Below are 21,731 nucleotides of genomic sequence, written 5' to 3'. Positions count from 1 at the left end.
GATCGCGCTGCCGCGTTTCTCGAGCGTGGAAGAGGGGGGTGAAGTGCGGGACGCCGGCGCAGCGAGCGCGCCGCGTCAGCCGGCGTCCGGGACCGCCCGACCGGGTTCGAGGGCGACGATCACCCGACGATCCCCGGCCCGGCGGGTGAAGCCCGTGGCGTCGAGGTGCTCCAGCAGCGGGATCGAGAACTTGCGCGAGATTCCCAGGGTCGCGCCGGCCTCGCGGGCCAGGAATCCGGTCTCCGCCGTCCGCGCCGTCGGGAAGGCGTCGATCAGGCGGCTCTTGGCGGTGGCCACCGCTTCCCGGTGGAACAGCACGGCGCGGCGCTGCACCCGGTCGACGGCGCGGATCACCGTGCCGGCTCCCACGAGGTAGGTCAGTGCCTCGCGGCGGCGCACGTCCCGGCCGATGGCCTCGGCCTCGTCGGGCGGGCTGAGGCCGGCGCGGCGGAAGACCTGCTCCAGCCGGCGGGCGGCCTCGCTCTCGTTCCGCGCGGGGTCGAACTCGGCCCGCCGCCACAGGGCGCCCGCCTGGGCGACGCCGCCGGCGGCCGCGAGGTCGCGCAGGACCGCGCCGGTCACCGCCTCGGGCAGCGCCAGGGCGCGGGACAGGCGCTCCAGGGCGATGCCGTGCTCCATCGGATAGTCGCGGTGATGGTGTGCCAGGGCGGCCAGCGTGCCGGTGCGCAGCGCCTCGAAGGCCGCGGCCCCGACGAAGCGGTCGCCGATCGCGCGGGCGCCGTCTTCGGAGAGCGCCTGCCGGGCGCGGTCCGGCGCGATACCGGCGATCCGGGCGAGTTCGTTGAGCGGTGCCCCGGCCGCGCCGAGCTGCCCGAGGCGGACCGTGATCGCCTCGGCGGGACCGCCCGCCGCAAGGGCGGCGAGGTCGGCCATGACCCGGGGATCGTGGCGCCGGCGGCGGCGGCTCGCCGGGTCGAGGAGCCGGCCGCCCGCCACCGTGACGGAGGGCGAATCGAGCCGCAGCACGAAGGGCTCCCGCGCCGGCACCGCCACCGGCTCGCCGAGGTGGAGCTGCGCCTGGGTACTGGCGCCCGGCTCCAGGGCGTCGCGGTCGAGCAGCCGCAGCCGCGCCTCGACCTCGGTGGTGCCGAAGAGCAGGCGGCAGGCCGTGCCGCCCGCCAGGGGGTCCGGCAGGCTCGCCGCCGCGGTGATCGCCACGTCGAGCCACGGGCTCAGCGCGAGCAGGCCCGGCAGCGACAGCGCCTGCCCGCGGGCGATCTGGTCGAGGTCGATGCCGCGCAGGGCGACCGCCGTGCGGCGCCCCGGCTCGGCGCGCTCGACCGCGCGCCCGTGGATCTGCAGGCCGCGCACCGTGGCGGTGCGACCGCCGGGAGCGATCTCGACGGTCTCGCCGACCGCGAGCGGCCCGCGTCGCAGCGTCCCGGTCACGACGGTGCCGAAGCCCGGCCGGGAGAAGACCCGGTCGACCGGAAGGTAGGCGAAGCCGTCGTCGCGGACCGGTTTCGTCTCCGCCACCAGCGCCGAGAGGGCGGCGGCGAGCTCCGGCAGGCCGTCGCCCGTCACGGTCGAGGTGGCGATGACCGGGCCGGCCTCGATCCCGGCCCGGGCGGCCGCTGCGGCGATCTCGGCGGCGCGCGCGGCCACGGTCTCGGGCGTCGCGAGGTCCGCCTTGGTCAGCGCCAGGACACCGCGGCGCACGCCGATGAGGGCGGCGATCTCGAGATGCTCCACCGTCTGCGGCTTGATTCCCTCGTGGGCGTCGACCGCCAGAAGAACGGCCCGCATGCCGGTGGCGCCGGAGATCATGGCGCGGACGAACCGCTCGTGGCCCGGCAGGTCGACGAGGTCGATCTCGCCCTGCGCGGCGGTCAGCAGCGCGAAGCCCGGCACGATGGACACGCCGCGGGCGCGCTCTTCCTTGAGCCGGTCGGTCTCGACGCCGGTGAGCGCGCGGACGAGCGCCGTCTTGCCGTGATCGACGTGCCCGATCACGCCGACGAGGAGTGTCTTCAAAGCAGCCACCGACCGCATCTTCTCCGCGGTGCCGCCGTCCACAAGGGGCGCACCGCTCGCTCGAAGGGGAATCCGCCGCGCCGGCGCGTCGCGGCGCCGTGTGCGCCTCCGGGCGGTCGGGGCCGGGGCTGCGAGGCAGATGGATTGTGGACAATTTGTCTTGCCACGCCGTGCCGTTTTGGGAAAGCGCGATTTTAACGCAGCGCAGCATCCATCCGCCGCGGGCGACCGGTCTCGTCCCAGCTTGACGACGGCGGCGCCGCCGCCTTTGCTGCCGCGGGTGCGTCGGACGGTCACGCCCCGATGCCGGTTCCGCGAGATGCGACGCAGGATGCGATGCAACCGGAGCCCATCCCTGGCTCGTTAGCCGGGGCAGGCGACGAAGAGGAGCGTATGAGCGACACCGATAGCCACGCCGCGGCGGAGCCCCGCGAGGTCGAGCTGAAGCTTGACTGCGCCGGGCCGGATCTGACGGCGCTCGCGTCCCATCCCCGGTTGAAGGACGCGTCGGCGACCGAGCCCGAATCCCTGGTGACGACCTACTACGACACGCCCGATCGCGCGCTCCGGAAGAACGGCCTGACCCTGCGCGTCCGCGCCAAGGGCGACCGCCATATCCAGACCGTGAAGGCCGGGAGCGGCGGCGTCGGCCTGTTCGACCGGGCCGAGTGGGAGAGCGAGATCGCCGGGCAGGCGCCGGAGCCCGCGGCCTGGGCCGACACGGCCGCCGGGCCGGTCCTGCGCGAGGCCGATGCGCCGCTGGAGCGGCTGTTCGCCACCGTGGTGCAGCGCCGGGAGGTCCCGGTCGCGCAGGGCGAGTCCCGCGTGCTCGTGACCCTCGACGAGGGCCGTGTCGAGACCGACTCGGGCGTCGCGCCGCTCTGCGAGGTCGAGCTGGAACTCCAGTCCGGCGATCCGGCCGACCTGTTCGCGCTGGCGCGGGAGCTGGCCGAGACCGTGCCGCTGCGCCTCGGCGTGAAAGCCAAGAGCGCGGTCGGCTACGCGCTCCTCGACGGGATCGAGCCCGGCGTCGTGAAGGCCGAGGCGGTGGAACTGCCCGAGGGCGCGAGCGCCGGGGAGGTCTTCCGCCGGGTGGCGCGCGCCTGCCTGCGCCACATGCGTCTCAACGAGACCGCCTTCCTGGAAGGCGGCCGCCCGCCCGAGGCGCTCCACCAGATCCGCGTCTCCCTGCGCCGCCTGCGCTCGGCGCTGTCGCTGTTCGGGCCCATGCTGGAGAGCGATCCCCGGGCGGCCGGCTTCAACGACGAGATCAAGCGCGTCACCGAGCCCTTCGGCCACGCCCGCAACCTCGACGTGTTCCTGAGCGACACGCTGCCGGATCTCGCGGAACAGCGCCCCGACGAGCCCGGCCTGGACGCCCTGCGCGCGCGCGCCGAGGCGGAGCGCGCCACCGCGTACGACGCGGTCTCGGAGACCCTCGAGAGCCCGCAATGGCGCGCGCTCGTCATCGACTTCGCCGGCTGGGTCGAGGCGGGCTCCTGGGCCGCCGGCCCCGACGCGGCCGTCGACGGGCGCCACTTCGCCGCGCAGGTGCTCGACAAGGCGCGCGCGCGCCTCAAGAAGCGCGGGCGCGGCCTCCGGCACCTCGATCCGCACACGCGGCACCGGGCGCGGATCGCCGCCAAGAAGCTCCGCTACGGCGCGGAGTTCTTCGCCGGTCTCTACCGGAAGAAGAAGGCGGTCCGCCGGCAGGAGAAGTTCGGCGCCGCGCTCTCCGACCTGCAGGACCACCTCGGCGCGCTCAACGACCTGGAGACGGCCCGGTCGATGACCGAGAGCCTGTCGGGACCGCCGATGCCGGGTCCCGACGATCCGGGGGCACAGAAATTGCTCGACGCGGCCGCGGACGCACGGTCCGAGCTCCTCGACGTCAAGCCCTTCTGGCGCTGAGGCTTCTCGCGCCGCCGGCCCGGTCGGAACCCGGTCGGTGCGGCGGCGTTCGCCGGACGCGGATCGGCCCGTCCGGGGCAGGGAGCGCGGATGGCCCACGCCTACAGGTTCGGCATCGAGGAGGAGTTCTTCCTGGCCGATGCGCGCACGCGCGGCACGCCGCGGGCCGGCCTCCGGGCCTTCCACGCCGCCGTGCGGGCCCGCCTCGACGACGCCGAGCGCGAGCAGCTCCAGTGCCAGGTTGAGGTGGCCTCGCCGCCGACCGCCGATCTCGCCGAGGCGCGGGGGCATCTCGCGGATCTGCGCGGCAGCCTCGCGGAGATCGGCGCCGAGCGCGGCATCCTGACCTTCGCCGCGGGCACGCATCCGACCGCCCGGTGGCGCGACCAGCGCCCCACCGACAAGGCCCGTTACCACGGGATCATGGCCGACCTTCGGATGCTCGGCCGCCGCAACCTCGTCTGCGGCCTTCACGTCCACGTGGAGGTCCCGGACCCCGAGGCGCGGATCGGGCTGATCAACCGGCTGCTGCCCTACCTGCCGGTGCTGCTCGCGCTCTCCACCGGCTCGCCGTTCTGGCAGGGGCAGCTGACCGGCCTCGCCGGCTACCGGATGCGCGCCTACGCCGAGCTGCCGCGCACGGGCGTGCCCGAGCTATTCGCCGATGCCGACGACTACGCCCGCTACGTCGACGTGATGACCCGCTCGGGCGCCATCGCGGATGCCAGCTATCTCTGGTGGCACGTGCGCGCGTCGCTGAAGTACCCGACCCTGGAACTGCGGGTCGCCGACAGCTGCACGCGCCTCGACGACGCGCTGTGCATCGCCGCGCTGTTCCGCTGCCTCGTGCGCCGGGTGGTCCGGGACAAGCGGCTCAATGCCGGCCTGACCGCCGCCTCCCGCGGCTTCGTCATGGAGAATCTCTGGCGGGCCGAGTGCGACGGCGTGCGCGCGACGCTCATCGACGAGGCGCAGGTCCGGACGGTGCCGGTCTCCGCGCTGGTCGAGACCCTCCTCGCCGACATCGCCGAGGATGCCGAGGCGCTGGGCTGCGCCGCCGCCTGCGGGCACACGGCGCGGATCGTGGCGGAGGGGACCAGCGCCGACCGGCAGATGGGCGTGTTCGCGGCGGCGCGCCGGTCGGGCGCGCGGGAGCGCGCGGCGCTGTCGGCGGTGGTCGATCATCTCGCGGCGGAGACCGCCGCCGGCTCGAGGTCCGGGCCTGGGGGGCACCCGAACATCGCTCCGGCGGCGTGACGACGGGCGCGGAACCGGCTGAGGGGGGATCGTCGAGGCCGCGTTCCGTCGGCCGCGCTCGAGGACGCGGTCGGCCGTATGAGTCGCATGGCCATGTTGCCGAAGGATGTCTGGCCGCCGGTACCGCGCGCCTTTATGGCCGGTCGCGCGGCGACGGGTTCCCTCCGTGCCGTCCTCTGCTATCCCTCGCGTTCCAGCAGCCACCCCGACTCCGCGGCCGACCCTCCGGAATGAGCCTCCTGCGCGACCTCTTCGGCCATGTCGGCCGTACCGTGACGGCCTATGCCGGCGACAAGGCCTTGATGCTCGCGGCGGTCTCGGCCGCCGCCAACGTCATCGTGGCCGACGGCGAGGTCGCGGGCCCCGAATTCGACGCCGCCCTGCACGGCCTGAAGGCCGACCCGGTCCTGATGAAGGGCTACGACGCGCTGATGCTGGAGACGGAGCTCTACGAGGGCATCGCCCGGGCCCGCACCCGCCTCGGCCGGGCCGAGAACCTGCGCCACGTCGCGGCGGTCGCCGAGCGGCCCGCGACCCAGCGCGAGAACGTCTTCCTGATCGCCGCGGACGTCGCCGACCAGGACGGGATCAGCAACATCGAGGCGGGCGCCCTCGGCGAGATCGCCGTCGCCCTCCGGGTCGACGCGATCGCGCTCCTGCGCGCCAACCCGGTGCGGCGCCCGCTGGCCTGACCGGCCCGGTTGGCACCGCGGTTGCTCTCGGGTGCGCCTGGTGGGAGCGCTGCCAAGTCGGCCGCACCCGCCTATAACGTCAGCGTCGCACGGCGACCCGCCGTGAAAGGAACCGGCATGGCCGAGATGAGCCTCAGCAAGACCCACAACCTGCGCGCCAACAGTGCGCGCCTCTGGGCGACGATCCTGGAGACCGCGGAATTCGGCGGCACGCCGGCCGGCGGCATCAACCGCCTGACGCTCTCGGCCGAGGACGGCCGGGTCCGCGACTGGTTCCGGGAGGCCTGCGAGGCGGCCGGGCTCACCGTGTCGGTCGACGCGCTCGGCACGCAGTACGCCCTGCGGCCGGGCCGCGACATGGGCCGCAAGGCGATCGCCTTCGGCTCGCACCTCGACACCCAGCCGACCGGCGGCAAGTTCGATGGGGTCCTCGGCGTGCTGGCGGGGCTCGAGGTGATGCGCAGCCTGAACGATGCCGGCATCGAGACCGAGGCGCCGCTCCTCGTGGTCAACTGGACCAACGAGGAGGGCTCGCGCTTCGCCCCCGCCATGATGGCCTCGGCGGCCTACGCGGGCGACTTCACCACGGACGAGATCCTGGGGAAGCGCGACGCCGCCGGCACTACGGTGGCGGAGGCCCTCGACGCGATCGGCTACCGCGGGGTGGAGGCCGTCGGCACGCGGGAGATCGGCGCCTTCGTCGAACTGCACATCGAGCAGGGGCCGATCCTGGAGGCCGAGGGCAAGACCATCGGCGTGGTCGAGGGCGGCCAGGGCATCATGTGGTTCGACGGCGTGATCACCGGCTTCGAGAGCCACGCCGGGACGACGCCGATGCCGCGCCGCCGCGACGCGCTGCTCGCCCTCTCGGAATTCGCCCTGGCCGCCGAGCGGATCGCGCTGGGCCACGCGCCCACCGCGGTGGCGACGATCGGCGAGGCCGCGATCCTGGCGCCCTCCCGCAACGTCGTGCCGGGCCGGGTCGCCTTCACGGTGGACGTGCGCGATCCGCGCTCCGAGACCCTCGACGCGATGGAGGCGGCGCTCGGCGAGGCGGCCACCGAGATAGCGGCGCGGCGCCATCTGGAGATCGCGCTGACCCGGATCTGGCGGAAGGAGCCGGTGCCGTTCGACCCCGCGATCGTGGCGGCGATCGATGCGTCCGCCGAGAGCCTGGGGCATCCGCGCCGCCGGATCATCTCGGGCGCCGGCCACGACGCCTGCAACCTCGCCGCGAAGGTCCCGGCGGCGATGATCTTCGTGCCGTGCAAGGACGGGGTCAGCCACAACGAGTCGGAATCCGCCACGCAGGCCGACTGCGCCGCCGGCGCCGACGTCCTGCTGCAGACGGTGCTCCGCCTCGCCAACGCGCCGCGCGCCTGAGGCTTCCCGCCGGGACGGCGCCCGTCGTCCCGGCGCCGGGCGCGCCGCACCGCCCGCGCGGAGGTGTACCGCGGCGGAAAATCCCGTAAGGACCGCTCCATGAGCGCGCGATCCTACCGCGACGCCAGGGGCCGGCCGCTCGTCGCGGTCACCGGCATCGGCGTCGTCTCCTCCCTCGGTCAGGGACAGGCCGACACGTGGGCGGCCATGACCGAGGGCCGGTCGGGCATCCACGCGATCGCGCGGTTCCCGACCGACACGCTGCGAACCCGCATCGCCGGGACGGTGGACTTCCTCGACACCGATCCGCTCGTCGCGCCGCTCCTGTCCGAGCGCTTCGCCGCCGTCGCCGCCGAGGAGGCGGTGGCGCAGGCCGGGATCGGCGCCAGGGGCGATTTCCCGGGCGCCCTGTTCATCGCGGTCCCGCCGGTCGAGATGGAGTGGCCGCAGCGGCAGGCCCTGGCCGAGGCCGCGGGCGGCGACGGTCCGGTCGACTACGCCGGCCTCCTGCGGGCGGCGGCGACGCGCCGCTTCGATCCCTGGCACGACCTGTTCATCTTCGGCACGGTCGCCGACCGCATCGCCGACCGCTTCGGCACGAAGGGCTCGCCGATCTCGCTCTCGACCGCCTGCTCGTCGGGGGCCACGGCGATCCAGCTCGGCGTCGAGGCGATCCGGCGCGGCGAGACCGCCGCGGCGCTCTGCATCGGCACGGACGGCTCGGTGAACCCGGAATCGCTGATCCGCTTCTCGCTGCTGTCGGCGCTCTCGACCCGCAACGACGACCCCGCGACCGCCTCGAAGCCGTTCTCGAAGGACCGGGACGGGTTCGTCATGGGCGAGGGCGCAGCCGCCCTGGTGCTCGAGGACGCCGAGGCCGCCGTCGCGCGCGGCGCCGCGATCCTCGGCTACGTCCTCGGCTGCGGCGAGAAGGGCGACGGCTTCCACCGCACCCGGTCCAGCCCCGACGGCGCGCCGATCATCGCGGCGATCCGGGCGAGCCTGGACGATGCCGGTGTGGCGGCCGAGGCGATCGACACGGTGAACGCGCACGGCACCTCGACGCCGGAGAACGACAAGATGGAGGCCCTGGGCCTCGCGGCCGTGTTCGGCGACCGCGCGGCCGCCCTGCCGGTCACCTCCAACAAGTCGATGATCGGCCACACCCTCACGGCGGCCGGCGCCATCGAGGCGGCGGTCTCGCTGCTGACCATCCGCCACGGCCGCATCCCGCCGACCATCAACCACCGTGTGCCGGACCCGACCATCGCCCTCGACATCGTGGAGACCGCCCGCGACCTGCCGGTGCGGACTGTGCTGTCGAACTCGTTCGGCTTCGGCGGCCAGAACACCTGCCTAGTCCTCGGCGCGGAGCCCGCGTGAGCGCCGCCGCCACCCCGCGCCGGGTCCTCGTGACCGGCGGCGCGTCCGGCATCGGCGCCGCGATCGTCCGCGCGCTGGCGGGATCCGGCCTCGGCGTCGACTTCACCTACCGCGCCTCGGCCGAGGCCGCGCAGGCGCTGCTGGCCGAGCTGCGGACGACCTACCCGGACCGGTCTTTCGCGGCCCATCCCGTCGACCTCGCCGACCGGGCCGCGCTGGACACCTTCTGCGAGACCGCCGAGGCCGCCGGCTATTACGGCCTCGTCCACAATGCCGGCCAGTCCTGCGACGCCCTCGCGGCGATGCTCGATCAGGAGCGCGCCGAGGCCGCCATGCAGGTCAACTTCTTCTCGCTGACGCGCCTCGCCAAGGCGCTGGTGCGGGAGATGACCCGGGCGCGCGCGGGCCGGATCGTGGCGATCGGCTCGGTCGCCGCCCTGCGGGCCAATGCCGGCAACGCCGCCTACGCGGCGACCAAGGGCGCGCTCATCGCCTATTGCCGCACCCTGGCGATCGAGACGGCCAAGCGCGGCGTGACCGTCAACGTCATCGCCCCGGGCTTCGTCGACACCGCCATGATGGAGCGCTACGCCGCCTACCGCGACGGGATGGAGCGCCAGATTCCCGCCGGCCGCTTCGGGCGGCCCGAGGATGTCGCGGCGCTTGCGGCCTTCCTGATGGGCGAGGGGGCATCCTACATCACCGGGACCGTGCTGCCCGTCGATGGCGGCCTGACCGCCATGATGGGTGTCCACCGGACCTGACGGTGGCGCCACCGAACCGGACGATTCTGCCGATGCGCGCCAGCCTCGCCCTCACCGCCGCCCTCTGCGGCGCGGCTCTCCTGGCCCCGGGCGACGCCCGGGCGGAGCCGCAGGTCTACCGCATCTCCGGCCTGCCGCCGGGCGAGCCGCTCAGCATCCGCGCCGAGCCGGACCCGTCCGCCGAGCAGATCGGCGAGATCCGCAGCCGCGCCCTGGTCTTCGGCTGCACCAACGACACGCCGAGCCGCACCACGTGGTGCCGGGTGAAGGCCGGACGCGCCCTCGGATGGGCGCGGCGGCGCTACCTGGCGCCGGAGTGACGAGAGACACGATGCGAGCCCTCCAGCTGTTCGGTGACCGCGACCTGCGCCTCACCGAGATCGAGCCGCCGCCCGCGCCTGGCGCTGACGAAGTCCGGATCCGCATCCGCGCGGTCGGCCTCAACTTCATCGACGTCTGGGGCTTCCGCGGCATGGCCTTCGCCAAGCGGAAGATGCCGCTGATCGTCGGCGCGGAGGCGGCCGGGACCGTCGAGTCGGTCGGGGCGGGCGTCACCGGCCTCGTCGCGGGCGACCGGGTCGTGCCGTACGGCGCCATGACCTGCGGCAAGTGCAAGGCCTGCCGCGAGGGGCGCGACAACCTCTGCGAGGACGTGTCCGGCGTGATGGGCTTCCATCTCGACGGCTTCGCCCGGGAGCTGGTGACCATGCCGGCCCGCCTCGCCGTGAAGGTGCCGGACGGCGTCAGCGACACCGACGCCGCCTGCGCGGGCATCGCCTTCGGCACGGTCCAGCACATGCTGTTCGACAATGCGCGCCTGGAGCCCGGCGAGAGCGTGCTGGTCCATGCCGGCGGCTCCGGGATCGGGACCGCGGCGATCCGCATGGCCAAGGCGATCGGCTGCACCGTCTACACGACGGTCGGCGACGACGAGAAGGGCCGCAAGGCCGCCGAGCTCGGCGCCGACCACGTCATCAACTACCGCACCGAGCGTTTCGAGGGCGAGGTTCGCCGGCTCACGAAGCGCAAGGGCGTCGACGTGGTGTTCGAGCATGTCGGCGCCGATACCTGGAACGGCTCCCTGCTCTGCCTGAAGCGCGGCGGCCGACTCGTGACCTGCGGATCGACCTCGGGCGTCTCGGCGACCATGAACCTGATGCAGCTGTTCCAGCAGCAGTACCGCATCACCGGCTCGTTCGGCTGCTCGCTCGCGAATATCGGGCAGGCCCTCGCCAAGATGGAAGCGGGCATTCGACCGGTGGTGGATACCGTGTACCCGCTGGCGGATTTCGCGCAGGGTCTGGAGCGCCTCGAATCGCGCCGGGTGTTCGGCAAGATCCTCGTCAGCCTGTAGCGCCGGCAGCGGCGCACCCGCCCGGCGCCGCACCGTCACCGGGTGCGGTGATCCGCATTTCGCGCTGCGGGAGACTTGTCGTAAACGTCGCTGTACGGGTGCGCTGGGGGGCCGCCCGGACCGTATCCTGGAATCGACTGTGCTGCGTCTCGCCCTCCTGCTCAAACGGTCGTACCCGCGCCTCGCGGGCTTCGCGATGATCCCGGTGATCCGCGCCCTGGTGCTGCTGGCCCGGATCCTCGGGCCGGTCCGGTCCACGGCACTCGGCGCCGCGCTCCTGCGAACCCTCGGACCGCTCCTGCCGGCGCACCGCACGGCGATGGCGAACCTCCGGGCGGCCTTCCCCGAAATGTCGGAGGCGGAGCGGAAGCGGATCGCCCTGGAGGCCTGGGACAATCTCGGCCGGACGGGGGCCGAGTACGCCCATCTCGACAGCCTGTTCGATTACGATCCCGCCGCCACCGGCGACTTGCGGACGGAGGTCGCCGGGATCGAGCACTTCTACGCCCTGCGGGACGACGGCCGGCCCGGTCTGATCTTCTCGGCGCATCTGGCTAACTGGGAATTGCCGGCGATCTGCGCGGCCCGTTTCGGCCTGGACGCCACCGCGGTGTTCCGGCCGCCGAACAACCCCGCCGCCGCGCGCCTCGTCCAGGAGGTCCGCCGCCGGACGATGGGCGGGCTCGCCGCCTCCACGCCGGGCGCCGTCTTCGCCATGCGCGACGTGGTCGAGACCGGCGGCCACCTGGGTCAACTGATCGACCAGCACTTCACCCGCGGCGTCGTGGTGGAGTTCCTCGGCCGGCCGTGCCTCGCCAACCCCCTCTTGGCCAAGCTCGCCCGCCACTACGACTGCCCGGTGCACGGCGTGCGCGTCGTGCGCCTGCCGGAGGGCCGCTTCCGCCTCGAGCTGACGCCGCCCCTGGACCTGCCCAGAGCGGCCGACGGGACCATCGACGTCGCCGGCGCCATGCAGGCGATGACGGCCGTGGTCGAGGGCTGGGTGCGGGAGAATCCCGGCCAGTGGCTGTGGATGCATCGCCGCTGGCGGCCCGACATGCTGCCCAAGCCGAGAGTGGCGCCGGCGCCACTTCAACCGACAGTAGAGTTCTCTCAAGCCAACGTGATTTCACCTTCGGCCTCGCAGACGGTCTGATGGATCGATGACGCCCCGGCACCGCGCCCCGACCCGCGACCGCCGCGCGCTGCGCGCCGCGCTGCTTGCCTGCGCGACGCTGGCCGCGATGCCGGCGCGGGCCGAGCCCGTCCGCGCCGTGGTCGAGCTCTTCACCAGCCAGGGCTGCGGTGCCTGCCGCTCCGCCGACCCTGTGCTGCGCGACCTCGCCCACAAGCCCGGCGTCATCGCCCTGACCCTGCCGGTGACCTACTGGGACTATCTCGGCTGGAAGGACACGCTCGCGCTGCGGCCGCTGACCGAGCGCCAGCGCGCCTACGCGCGGGGCCGCGGGGCCCGACAGGTGTTCACGCCCCAGGTCGTGGTCGACGGCAACGGCTTCGCCGTCGGGTCCGACCGGCCGGCCCTGGAGCGCCTGATCCGCGATGCCTGCCAGCACGGCGGGCTGCCGGTGCCGGTGCGCGGCGAGACCAACGGCGACCGGATCCTGGTGGAGGTCGGCGCGGCCCCGGAGGCCAAGACCGAGATCCGCGGCGACGTCTGGCTGGTGCCCGTGCTCCGCAGCCGCGCCATCGCGATCCAGTCCGGGGAGAACGGCGGCCGGACGGCGACCTACGTCAATGTCGTCCGCGGCATGCAGCGGCTCGGTACCTGGACGGGCCAGCCGACCCGCTTCGAGGTGCCCGACACCCAGGCCCGCGTCGCCGACGCGGACAGCTGGGTCGTCCTGCTCCAGGGGGCGGCCGACGGCAAGCCGGGCCGCATCTTCGGGGCCGCCAAGGGACCGGGGCTCTAGGCGCAGGGTCGCGCGCTGCTACTCCAGCGAGATCGGGTCGATCTGCCGGCGGCCCTCGCGCCGGTGGCGCGCCCGGGACGCGTCGGCGAGCGACGACAGGCGAGCGTCGAGGCGCTCGGACAGGCGGCCCACCAGCCCGATCAGCCCGTCGATCATCCGGCTGACGCCTGCGACCGTCCCGGTCACGGCTCCGACGATCCCGTTCTCGATGACACGACCGATTCGGCGAACACGCTGCATGACGACTGTCTCTGTGTGGGCGGCGCCGGCGGCGCCCCGATCCGCGGCAGGTAGGGCGGCCGCCCCGGCCCGTGATGCGGCCGAAAGCGGCGCGGGTCCGCGCCGCGGGAGCGGAACCTTCGCGCGGCGCGGCCGGAGCGCGCGAACCGGCGGGTCGGCAGGCTCGTTGCATGGGTGAGCCGCCCGCCGTCCCGCGCGGGCGCCCCAGATCGAGGGTCGGCCATGCGGCGACGCCCGTTCCTGTCCGGGATGTTCGCCGCCCTGTCGGTGGTCGGCCGTCCCGCCCGCGCGGCGGATGCGAGCGTCGACCTCCTCCTCGTCCTCGCGGTGGACGTGTCGCTCAGCATCAGCGAGGCCCGGTTCGACCTCGAGCGCCGCGGCTACGCCGAGGCCTTCGGCGACCCGCGCGTGCTGCGCGCCATCGGCGACGGCCCGACCGGGCGCATCGGCGTCGCCCTGTTCGACTGGGCCGGACCCGGCGAGCAGCAGGTGGCGGTCGACTGGATGGTGATCGCCTCGGCGCAGGACGCGGCCGCCTTCGCGGCGCGCCTCCGCGCGGTGCCGCGGCCGTTCTACGGACGCACCGCAATCGGCTCGGCGATCGGTTTCGCCGCCGACCTTCTGGCCCGCGCGCCGTTCCGCGCCGAGCGCCGGGTGATCGACATCTCCGGCGACGGCACCGGCAATGCCGGGCGGCCCATCGCCGAGGCCCGGGACGCCGCCGTCGCGGCCGGCATCACGGTCAACGGCATCGTCATCCTCACCGAACCGGAGGGGATGCCGGCCTTCCTGAAAGAGCATACCAATCCGGCGGGCGGCCTGGCCGCGTATTACCGGAGCGTCGTGATCGGCGGGGAGGGCGCCTTCGTGATGACCGCCGAGAGCTTCGCGGCCTTCGGCCGCTCGCTCATCGCGAAGCTCGTGCGCGAGATCTCCTGACCGTCACCCGGATCCCAGAGGACCGACCATCGATGCGCCTTGCCGTCCTCCAGTTCACGCACGAGACCGTCACGTTCCTCCCGAACGACACGACCCGGGACGACTTCGTCTATCCCGGCTCGCCGGCCGCCGGGGCCGCGCTGCTCGCCACCGATCCCAAGGGCTACATGGGCGGCTTCGTGCAGGTGGCGCGGGAGTACGACGCCGTCGAGTTGGTCGGGATCACCTCGCCGCTCTGGCCGCGCACCGGCACCGCCTCGGGCTGGATCACCGCCGACGCCTACGCGCATTTCCTCGGGCAGATGGTGGCGGAGCTGCGGGCCCAGGGCCCGTTCGACGGGGTCTACCTCGCCCTGCACGGCGCGATGGCGGTTCGCGGCGTCCCCAGGCCGGAGGCCGACATCGCCCGCCAGGTGCGCGCCGCGGTGGGCGAGGGGGCGATCCTGGTCGGGACCTTCGACCTGCACGGCAACGAGGACGCCGCCTTCCTCGACCACGCCGACATGGCTTTCGCGGTGAAGTACTTCCCGCACTACGACGGCCACCTGCAGGGGCAGCGGGCCGCCCGGATGCTGGTGCGCGCCGTGCGCGGCGACTTCCGGCCGGCGCACCGGACCCTCAAGGTGCCGATCCTCTCGCCGACCGTCGTGCAGTGGACCGGCGCCGCACCGTGGTCCGACCTCGTGCAGCGGGCCCTCGTCTGGGAGGCGCGCGAGCCGGACGTGTACGTCAACGTCTTCTTCGGCTTCCCGTGGGGCGACGCCCCGGACGGCGGGATGACCGTGCAGGCGATCACCGACGACGACCCGGCCCTCGCCGAGCGGGTGACGCGGGACGTCGCGGATTTCGCGTGGCGGCAGCGGCGCGCGCTGCTCGAGACGACGCGGATCCACACGATCGCCGACGGCGTGCGCCTCGCCCGGGCGGCGGTGGCGGAGGGCGCCGCCCCGGTGGTCCTCGCCGACCACAGCGACCGGTCGGGCCGGGCGACCTGGCTGCTGCGCGAGATCCTGCGGCAGGGCCTCGCCCGCACCCTGGTCGCCACGGTGGCGTCGCCCGACATCGCGGCGGGGTCCCTCGCGGCCGGCGACCCGTTCGACGCGCCGGTCGGCGGTGGCGGCGACCCGTCCGCAGGCGACCCGGTGCGCATCACCGGGACCGTGCTGCGCGTCGTCGCCGCGCCGGAGCCCGGCGTCGCCGGCAGCGGCGGCGGCGGCACCTGGATCTGCGTCGCGTTCGGGGCCGGCAATGTCCTGGTGCTGAGCCCGCAGCTCGCGCAGATCGTCGAGCCCGACGAGGTGTGGCGGCTCGGCCTGGACCCGGCGGATTTCGACGTCGTGGCGATCAAGTCGCGGGTGCATTTCCGGCGCGGCTTCGACGACAGCGGCTACGCCCGCACGATCCTGCTGGTGGAGCCGCCGGAGCCGTTCCTCGGCACGGTGCGCCTCGATCACCTCGCCTACGCGCAGATGCGGGCCGCCGACTTCTTCCCGTACGGCGACCCGCCCGGGCCCGTCCCGTCCGACCCGTGACCGGTCCGGCGGGGACGACAGGTGGCGGCCGCCGTCACCCGCCGGTGCTCGCCCCGCACGTGCGAGGGCGCTAGGTTCATCCCGCACGCGCTCGATGAGGCGCGGCGAGGGAGAGACGGGATGCGGATTCCGGCCGACAGGCTGACCGCCTACGTGCGGGACATCTTCGTGCGCGAGGGCTGCGCCGAGCCGGAGGCCGAGCGCATCGGCCGCTTCCTCGTTGCGGCGAACCTCACCGGCCACGACAGCCACGGCGTGGTCCGCGTCACCCGCTACGTCGAGTGGCTGCGCGCCGGCGAGGTCGAGGCCGGCCGCACGCCCGAGATCGTGACCGACGCGCCGAACTTCGCCCTCGTCGACGCCCATTACGGGTTCGGGCAGACGGCCGGCCCCGTCGCCGTCGATCTCGGGATCGCCAAGGCGCGGGCGAACGGCGTCGCGATCATCGCCCTGCGGCATGCCGGGCATATCGGCCGGATCGGCGAGTGGGCCGAGCGGGCGGCGGCGGCGGGGCTCGTCTCGGTCCATTTCGTCAACGTGGCGGGGAGCCTCCTCGTGGCGCCGTTCGGCTCCGTGGAGCGCCGCTTCTCGACGGCGCCCTTCGCGGCCGGCTTCCCGGTTCCAGGAGGCGACCCGATCATCCTCGACTTCGCCACGTCGCTGGTCGCCGAGGGCAAGGTGCTCGTCGCCTCGAGGGGCGGCAAGCCGCTGCCCGAGGGCGCGCTGATCGAGCCCGACGGCCGCCTCAGCGCCGACCCGGCGACCCTGTTCGGCCCGCTGGAGGGCGTCGAGCGCGACAACCAGCGCGGGGCGGGTGCGATCCGGGCCTTCGGCGAGCACAAGGGCTCCGGCCTCGCGCTGATGTGCGAGCTATTGGCCGGCGCGCTCACCGGCTCGGGCACGGCCGGTCCCGGGCAGCGGCGGATCTGCAACGGCATGCTGTCGATCTACGTCACGCCGTCGGCCCTCGGCACCGAGGACGCCCTCGCCGCCGAGACGCGGGCCTATCTCGAGTTCTTCAAGAGCGCCAAGCCGATGCCGGGTGCCGAGGTCCTGCTGCCCGGCGAGCCGGAGCGGCGGATGCGCGCCGAGCGCCTCGCCGAGGGCGTGCCGCTGCCCGAACCCGTCTGGGAGACCCTGCTCGCCGCCGGCCGGCCGCACGGCCTCGACGGCAAGGCCTATCGCACCTGAGCCGGGAACGACCCGGCACGACACCACGCTCGGCGGCGACCCCCGGCCTCAACGGGGGCGCCGCACGGACCGGGGACGCCATACCCGGAAGACGGGAGGAGCCCACGATGCCTCGGTTGCGCTGGCTTATGATCGGCCTCTGCATGGCCGCCAACGCCATCAACTACATCGACCGCGCCAACCTCGCGGTCGCCGCGCCCTCCATGACCAAGGAACTCGGGCTCGACGCCACCGACATGGGCCTGATCCTGTCGGGCTTCTTCTGGACCTACGCGATCATGCAGCTGCCCTTCGGCTACGTGGCCGACCGGGTCGGCGCGCGGCTCTCTCTCGTGGTCGCGGTGGTCTGGTGGTCGGCCTGCACGGCGCTGACCGCGGTCGGACGGGGGTTCCTGTCCCTGCTCGGCCTGCGCATGCTGCTCGGCATCGGTGAGGCCGGGGCCTACCCGTCCTTCGCCAAGGTCGCGGCCTCGTGGTTCCCGCGCAGCGAGCGCAGCTTCGCCAGCAGCATCTTCGACAGCGGCTCCCGGGTGGGCTCGGCTTTGGCGATCCCGCTGGTCTCCTGGGTCATCGCGACGCTGGGCTGGCGAGAGTCCTACGTCGTCACCGGCGTGCTGGGATTCGTCTGGGCGGTGTTCTGGATGTGGCTCTACCGCGAGCCCGAGAACCACCCGAAGGTGTCGCCGGAGGAGCTCGCCCGGCTCCGGGCCACGCAGGAGCGGCCGAGGACCGTCGATGCGGCGGACGCCCAGAACCAGGTGCCGTGGCTGTCGCTGTTCCGCTACCGCACGGTCTGGGGCATGATGGCCGGGTTCTTCTGCCTGAACTTCGTGATCTACTTCTTCATCACGTGGTTCCCGACCTACCTGGTCAAGGCGCGGGGCTTCTCGCTGGCGGAACTCGGCACGCTCGGCAGTCTGCCGGCCCTGGCGTCGATCCCCGCGGGCTGGCTCGGCGGCTTCGCGTCGGACGCGCTCTACCGCCGCGGCTGGAGCCTCACCGCGGCCCGCAAGACTTGCCTCGTCGGCGGCATGCTGATGTCGTCGGTGATCACCCTGTCGATCATCGCCCCGAACATCTACGTGGCGCTGCTGTGCTTCGCGATCGCCTACGGCAGCCTCGCCTTCACGGCGGCCTCGATCTGGGCGCTGCCCGGCGACGTGGCGCCGACCCCGGCCCACGTGGCCTCGATCGGCGGCATCCAGAACTTCGCGTCGAACGTCGCCGGGATCGTGACGACGACCTTCACGGGCGTCATGCTGACGGTCACCCAGGGCTCGTTCGTGATCCCCCTGATCGTGGCCGGCGGGTTCTGCCTGCTGGGCGCCTTCATCTACCTGTTCGTGGTCGGCGAGATCGCGCCGCTGCCGGTCCGCGACGCCCGCGCCCCGGCCCTGCGCCCCGAAGCGGCGCGGTGACGGCGCGGTGACGGCGACTGGCGCGACGGCATCCGAGGAGAGACCGATGTCCACGTATCCCGTGATTACCCTCCGCCCCGCTGACGGCGTGGCCGTGGCCCGCGGCGCCATCGAGCCGGGAACGCCGGTCGCCGACGGCGTCGCGGCGGCGGAGCGGATCCCGGCCGGCCACAAGGTCGCGGTCCGGGCCCACCGGAGCGGCGAGCCGGTAACCAAGTACGGGCAGATCATCGGCTTCGCCAAGGAGGACATCGCGGCCGGCCGCCACGTCCACGTCCACAATCTCGGGATGGGCGAGTTCGCCCGGGACTACGCGTTCGGGGTCGATGCGAGGCCGACCCGGCTGGTGACGCCGCCCGCGACCTTCCAGGGCATCCGCCGCCCCGACGGGCGCGTGGCGACGCGCAACTACGTCGGCATCCTCACCTCGGTGAATTGCAGCGCGCACGTCGCCGACCTGATCGCCGACGCGTTCCGGCGGCACCCGATCCTCGGCCTCGACCCGCTCGCCCCCTATCCCAACGTCGACGGTGTCGTGGCGCTGACCCACAAGACCGGCTGCGGCATGGCGATGGGCGAGCCGCTCCGGCTCCTGCGGCGGACGCTCGCGGGCTACGCGCGGCACGTCAACTTCTCCCACATCGTCATGATCGGGCTCGGCTGCGAGGTGAACCAGATCGGCGCCTTCCTGGAGGAGCAGGGGCTCGGCGGCCGGATCCGCAGCATGAACATCCAGAGCCTCGGCGGCACCCGGAAGACCGTCGAGGCCGGGATCGAGTTCGTGACCGGCATCCTGGCCGAGGCGAACGTGGTCCACCGCGAGCCGGTGCCGGCGAGCGAGCTGATCGTCGCCCTGCAGTGCGGCGGCTCGGACGGGTATTCCGGCGTGTCAGCCAACCCGGCGCTGGGGATCGCCAGCGACCTCGTGGTGCGGAACGGCGGCACGGTGATCCTGTCGGAGACCACCGAGACCTACGGCGCCGAGCACCTGTTCACCCGCCGCGCTATCAGCCCGGAGGTCGGCCAGAAGCTCGTCGACCTGATGCACTGGTGGGAGGAGTACACCCGCAAGGAGGGCTCGGAGATCGACGCCAACCCGTCGCCGGGCAACAAGGCCGGCGGCCTGACCACGATCTTGGAGAAGTCCCTCGGCGCCATGGCGAAGGCCGGCAGCACCAACTTGGTCGACGTGCTGCGCTACGCCGACCCCGTCACCGCCAAGGGCTTCGTCTTCATGGACACGCCCGGCTACGACCCGGTCTCGGCGACCGGGCAGGTCGCGGGCGGCGCGAACCTCGTCTGCTTCACCACCGGCCGTGGCTCAGTGTTCGGCTGCAAGCCGTCGCCCTCGATCAAGATCGCCACCAACTCGGCCATGTACCGGCGGCTCGAGGAGGACATGGACGTCAATTGCGGCACGATCCTCGACGGCGCGGAGAGCGTGGAGCAGGCCGGCCACCGGATCTTCGACCTCATCCTGCGGGTCGCCGGCGGCGAGCGGACGAAGAGCGAGCAGTTCGATTTCGGCGCGTCGGAATTCGCGCCCTGGCAGATCGGCGCGACCGTGTGAGGCAGCGGGGCGCGCGCTCCGCCGTCATCGCGAGCGCAGTGCGGCGATCCGGGGAGGCGGAACTTCGGTGAGTGTGACGCAGCCCTGGATTGCTTCGCTGCGCTCGCAGAGACGGCCATTCCGACCGCCGTGCAGGCCTCGTCTCAGAGGTCGGTCCGGACCACGTGCGGGAAGCTCAGGATGAAGTCGGGGCCGAAGGCCGTGACCGGCGTGTGGAAGCCGGGCGCGACGGTGCCGGCGGCGACGCGGCGGGCCGCCTCCAAGGCGGTCCAGACGGTGAGCGTGTAGCCCTCAGGCGTCTCCATCCGGCTCGCCGCGCGGCGGCCGGCGCCGTCCCAGGCCTCCGCCAGGAAGGTGCTGCGGGCCTTCGCGCGCGCGGCGGCCGAGGGGCCCTCCGGCAGCCGGCCGATGCCGCGGTTGATCAGGCGCTGGGCGGTGCCGCCCGCGATGATCCGCCGGATGCCGGCGGGCAGTCCGGCGGCCGCCGCCATGGCGGGGAAGGCCTCGAAGTAGACGTCGATGTTCGGGACGCCGGTCGAGTACCACGCGCTCGACACGTCGCCCCAGCCGAGCCCGACGGTCCGGCGCGGTCCTGTTCCGAAATCCGCGGTGGCGCGCGGCGGGCTCGGCAACTCGACGATGCGCCCGTCCCGGCGCACCCGCGTGCCCCAGGCGATGCCCTCCACCATGGTGCGGGCCGTGCCGCGGCTGAAGCCGCCGAACCCGCCGATGGAGATGCGCAGATGCGTCGCGCCGGGAACGCGGCCGGCCACGTGGGCGGCGAGGCAGTCGCTCGGCACCACGTCGAAGCCCGCCGCCGGCAGGAGGACGATGCCGGCCGCCTTCGCCTCGGCATCCTTGGCCGCGAGGGCCTCCAGCACGGCGATCTCGCCGGTGATGTCGACGTAGTGCGCGCCGGCCGCGAGGCAGGCCTCGGCCATCGGCAACGCCGTCCGCGAGAACGGGCCGGCCGCGTGGATCACCGCCGCCAAGCCAACGAGGGCGGACCGCAGGCCCGCGGCATCGTCGAGCCGCGCGGCCCGCATCTCGAGGTTCAGCCGGGCCGCCAGCGGCCGCAGCTTCTCGGGATCGCGCCCTGCCAGGATCGGGCGCAACCCCTGCCCGACGGCGTGCGCGGCCAGGAGCTGCCCGGTATAGCCGGTGGCGCCGTAGATCAGGATCGCGGTCATCCCGGCGTTCTGACACCGCTTCCGCCGGTGTCAAAGCGCGCGCCGCGTCGCCGTCCCGGATGCTAGGGCTGCGCCGATCCAATCGTCCCGTGGCGGGGATCTGACACCCTCCGTCCCCGCCCGAACAGGAGCCGAGGCACGATGTACGAGCGTAACCTCCCGCCGCGCGCGCGCCGCGCCAGCCGCAGGATCGGCTGCCTTGGCGCCGTCCTCCTGGGCCTGGCCGCGCCCGCCCAGGCCGGTGACGGGCCGGTGGTCCTGAAGGCGCCGTCCGACGCGAGCCCCGGCATCGCCGCCATGCCGCAGATCGCCGCGCCGGCCGACGAGGCCGAGCGTCGGATCAACGCGGCGCTGAAGCGCCTCGACGCGCGGGCCCTCAAGGCCGAGCAGGCGTGCAAGGATCAGGGCGGGAAGAACAGCTCCTGGGAGCGCACCGTCCAGGCCCCGATGCGCGGCCCGCGCTTCCTGAGCTTCGCCATCTTCGACAGCGGGTTCTGCGGCGGCGCGCACCCGAACAGCGGCACGATGTCGATCGTCTACGATCTCACCACCGGCGCCCCGGTCGACTGGACGACCCTGCTGCCCCCCTCGCTGACCGGGAAGCTCGCCCTGGCGGAGGGCCCGGGCGGGACCAAGATGGTGACGCTCGCGTCGAAGAGGCTGCACGCCCTCTACCTCGCGGGCTATCGTCCGAAGACGGGCGATCCGAAGGCGGACGACGCCGACAAGGAGTGCCGCGAGGCCGTCGCCGAGACCTATGACGGGCAGCCGCCGGCCATGATGGCGTGGCTCGACGCCAAGGCCGGCGGCCTCGCGGTGCAGTTCGACCTCGCGCACGTCGTCCAGGCCTGTGCCGACCCGGTGGTGATTCCCGTGGCGACGCTGCGCCGGGAGGGCGCGCAGCCGCTCCTGGCCGTCGCGCTGGAATCCGCCCACGCGCAGGCCGCGAAGTGACGCGATCGGCCACAGCGTGTTCGGCCT

General features: G+C 73.6%; 19 protein-coding genes. 16 read left to right on the top strand and 3 right to left on the bottom strand.

What is annotated here, in order from left to right; translation table 11 throughout:
- Positions 1 to 75: 75 nt before the first annotated feature.
- Positions 76 to 2,013 carry a selenocysteine-specific translation elongation factor gene (gene selB / locus ACLBYB_RS11605; RefSeq protein WP_447698856.1) on the bottom strand — a complete coding sequence of 646 codons (1,938 nt, stop codon included), beginning with the start codon at positions 2,011 to 2,013 and terminating at the stop codon, positions 76 to 78.
- Positions 2,014 to 2,388: 375 nt separating this feature from the next.
- On the opposite strand from selB, the gene ACLBYB_RS11600 reads away from it, so the two are divergent.
- The 10 genes from ACLBYB_RS11600 to ACLBYB_RS11555 all read left to right on the top strand — a co-directional run bounded on the left by ACLBYB_RS11600 (position 2,389) and on the right by ACLBYB_RS11555 (position 12,670).
- Positions 2,389 to 3,906, top strand: a complete 1,518-nt coding sequence (locus tag ACLBYB_RS11600) for a CYTH and CHAD domain-containing protein (protein WP_447698855.1) — start codon at positions 2,389 to 2,391, stop codon at positions 3,904 to 3,906.
- A 90-nt stretch (positions 3,907 to 3,996) separates the two neighbouring features.
- Positions 3,997 to 5,163, top strand: coding sequence for a carboxylate-amine ligase (locus tag ACLBYB_RS11595; protein ID WP_447698854.1), 1,167 nt, complete (start codon positions 3,997 to 3,999; stop codon positions 5,161 to 5,163).
- 230 nt (positions 5,164 to 5,393) lie between these two features.
- A complete protein-coding gene (locus ACLBYB_RS11590) occupies positions 5,394 to 5,855 on the top strand; it encodes a tellurite resistance TerB family protein (RefSeq protein ID WP_447698853.1) in 462 nt (153 codons plus the stop codon).
- A 117-nt stretch (positions 5,856 to 5,972) separates the two neighbouring features.
- On the top strand, positions 5,973 to 7,238 hold the full coding sequence (locus ACLBYB_RS11585) for an allantoate amidohydrolase (protein ID WP_447698852.1): 1,266 nt from the start codon (positions 5,973 to 5,975) through the stop codon (positions 7,236 to 7,238).
- A 99-nt stretch (positions 7,239 to 7,337) separates the two neighbouring features.
- On the top strand, positions 7,338 to 8,621 hold the full coding sequence (locus ACLBYB_RS11580) for a beta-ketoacyl-ACP synthase (protein WP_427509838.1): 1,284 nt from the start codon (positions 7,338 to 7,340) through the stop codon (positions 8,619 to 8,621).
- Positions 8,618 to 9,385, top strand: a complete 768-nt coding sequence (locus ACLBYB_RS11575) for an SDR family oxidoreductase (RefSeq protein WP_447698851.1) — start codon at positions 8,618 to 8,620, stop codon at positions 9,383 to 9,385. Before ACLBYB_RS11580 ends, ACLBYB_RS11575 begins: the two co-directional genes overlap by 4 nt.
- A gap of 32 nt (positions 9,386 to 9,417) precedes the next feature.
- Positions 9,418 to 9,705, top strand: a complete 288-nt coding sequence (locus ACLBYB_RS11570) for an SH3 domain-containing protein (protein WP_026605165.1) — start codon at positions 9,418 to 9,420, stop codon at positions 9,703 to 9,705.
- An 11-nt stretch (positions 9,706 to 9,716) separates the two neighbouring features.
- The gene (locus ACLBYB_RS11565) at positions 9,717 to 10,739 is read left to right on the top strand and encodes a zinc-binding dehydrogenase (protein WP_447698850.1); all 1,023 of its coding nucleotides are present in this window, start codon (positions 9,717 to 9,719) and stop codon (positions 10,737 to 10,739) included.
- 139 nt (positions 10,740 to 10,878) lie between these two features.
- On the top strand, positions 10,879 to 11,895 hold the full coding sequence (locus ACLBYB_RS11560; RefSeq protein ID WP_447698849.1) for a lipid A biosynthesis lauroyl acyltransferase: 1,017 nt from the start codon (positions 10,879 to 10,881) through the stop codon (positions 11,893 to 11,895).
- Between the two features lie 7 nt (positions 11,896 to 11,902).
- A complete protein-coding gene (locus ACLBYB_RS11555; protein ID WP_091680723.1) occupies positions 11,903 to 12,670 on the top strand; it encodes a DUF1223 domain-containing protein in 768 nt (255 codons plus the stop codon).
- Between the two features lie 18 nt (positions 12,671 to 12,688).
- On the opposite strand, the gene ACLBYB_RS11550 is transcribed toward ACLBYB_RS11555, so the two are convergent.
- On the bottom strand, positions 12,689 to 12,856 hold the full coding sequence (locus tag ACLBYB_RS11550) for a hypothetical protein (protein WP_244526958.1): 168 nt from the start codon (positions 12,854 to 12,856) through the stop codon (positions 12,689 to 12,691).
- A gap of 276 nt (positions 12,857 to 13,132) precedes the next feature.
- Here ACLBYB_RS11550 and ACLBYB_RS11545 point away from each other — a divergent pair, with 276 nt between their 5' ends.
- The 5 genes from ACLBYB_RS11545 to ACLBYB_RS11525 all read left to right on the top strand — a co-directional run bounded on the left by ACLBYB_RS11545 (position 13,133) and on the right by ACLBYB_RS11525 (position 19,560).
- A complete protein-coding gene (locus tag ACLBYB_RS11545) occupies positions 13,133 to 13,849 on the top strand; it encodes a DUF1194 domain-containing protein (protein WP_447698848.1) in 717 nt (238 codons plus the stop codon).
- Positions 13,850 to 13,881: 32 nt separating this feature from the next.
- Positions 13,882 to 15,381, top strand: a complete 1,500-nt coding sequence (locus tag ACLBYB_RS11540; RefSeq protein WP_447698847.1) for a M81 family metallopeptidase — start codon at positions 13,882 to 13,884, stop codon at positions 15,379 to 15,381.
- A 120-nt stretch (positions 15,382 to 15,501) separates the two neighbouring features.
- Positions 15,502 to 16,572 carry a malate/lactate/ureidoglycolate dehydrogenase gene (locus tag ACLBYB_RS11535; protein ID WP_447698846.1) on the top strand — a complete coding sequence of 357 codons (1,071 nt, stop codon included), beginning with the start codon at positions 15,502 to 15,504 and terminating at the stop codon, positions 16,570 to 16,572.
- A 107-nt stretch (positions 16,573 to 16,679) separates the two neighbouring features.
- Positions 16,680 to 17,990 (top strand): MFS transporter, encoded by a 1,311-nt coding sequence (locus ACLBYB_RS11530; protein WP_447698845.1) that lies wholly within the window; start codon positions 16,680 to 16,682, stop codon positions 17,988 to 17,990.
- Positions 17,991 to 18,036: 46 nt separating this feature from the next.
- Positions 18,037 to 19,560, top strand: coding sequence for a UxaA family hydrolase (locus tag ACLBYB_RS11525; RefSeq protein ID WP_447698844.1), 1,524 nt, complete (start codon positions 18,037 to 18,039; stop codon positions 19,558 to 19,560).
- Between the two features lie 143 nt (positions 19,561 to 19,703).
- Here the strand turns inward: ACLBYB_RS11525 and ACLBYB_RS11520 are convergent, their stop codons facing one another.
- Positions 19,704 to 20,750 carry a saccharopine dehydrogenase family protein gene (locus tag ACLBYB_RS11520; RefSeq protein ID WP_447698843.1) on the bottom strand — a complete coding sequence of 349 codons (1,047 nt, stop codon included), beginning with the start codon at positions 20,748 to 20,750 and terminating at the stop codon, positions 19,704 to 19,706.
- A gap of 141 nt (positions 20,751 to 20,891) precedes the next feature.
- Between ACLBYB_RS11520 and ACLBYB_RS11515 the strand changes: the two genes are divergently transcribed.
- On the top strand, positions 20,892 to 21,704 hold the full coding sequence (locus ACLBYB_RS11515; protein WP_447698842.1) for a hypothetical protein: 813 nt from the start codon (positions 20,892 to 20,894) through the stop codon (positions 21,702 to 21,704).
- Positions 21,705 to 21,731 lie beyond the last annotated feature (27 nt).

It is taken from the genome of Methylobacterium sp. D54C, assembly GCF_053345595.1.
The sequence above is the reverse complement of the archived record's forward strand: the minus strand, read 5'-3'. Positions and strand labels throughout refer to the sequence as shown.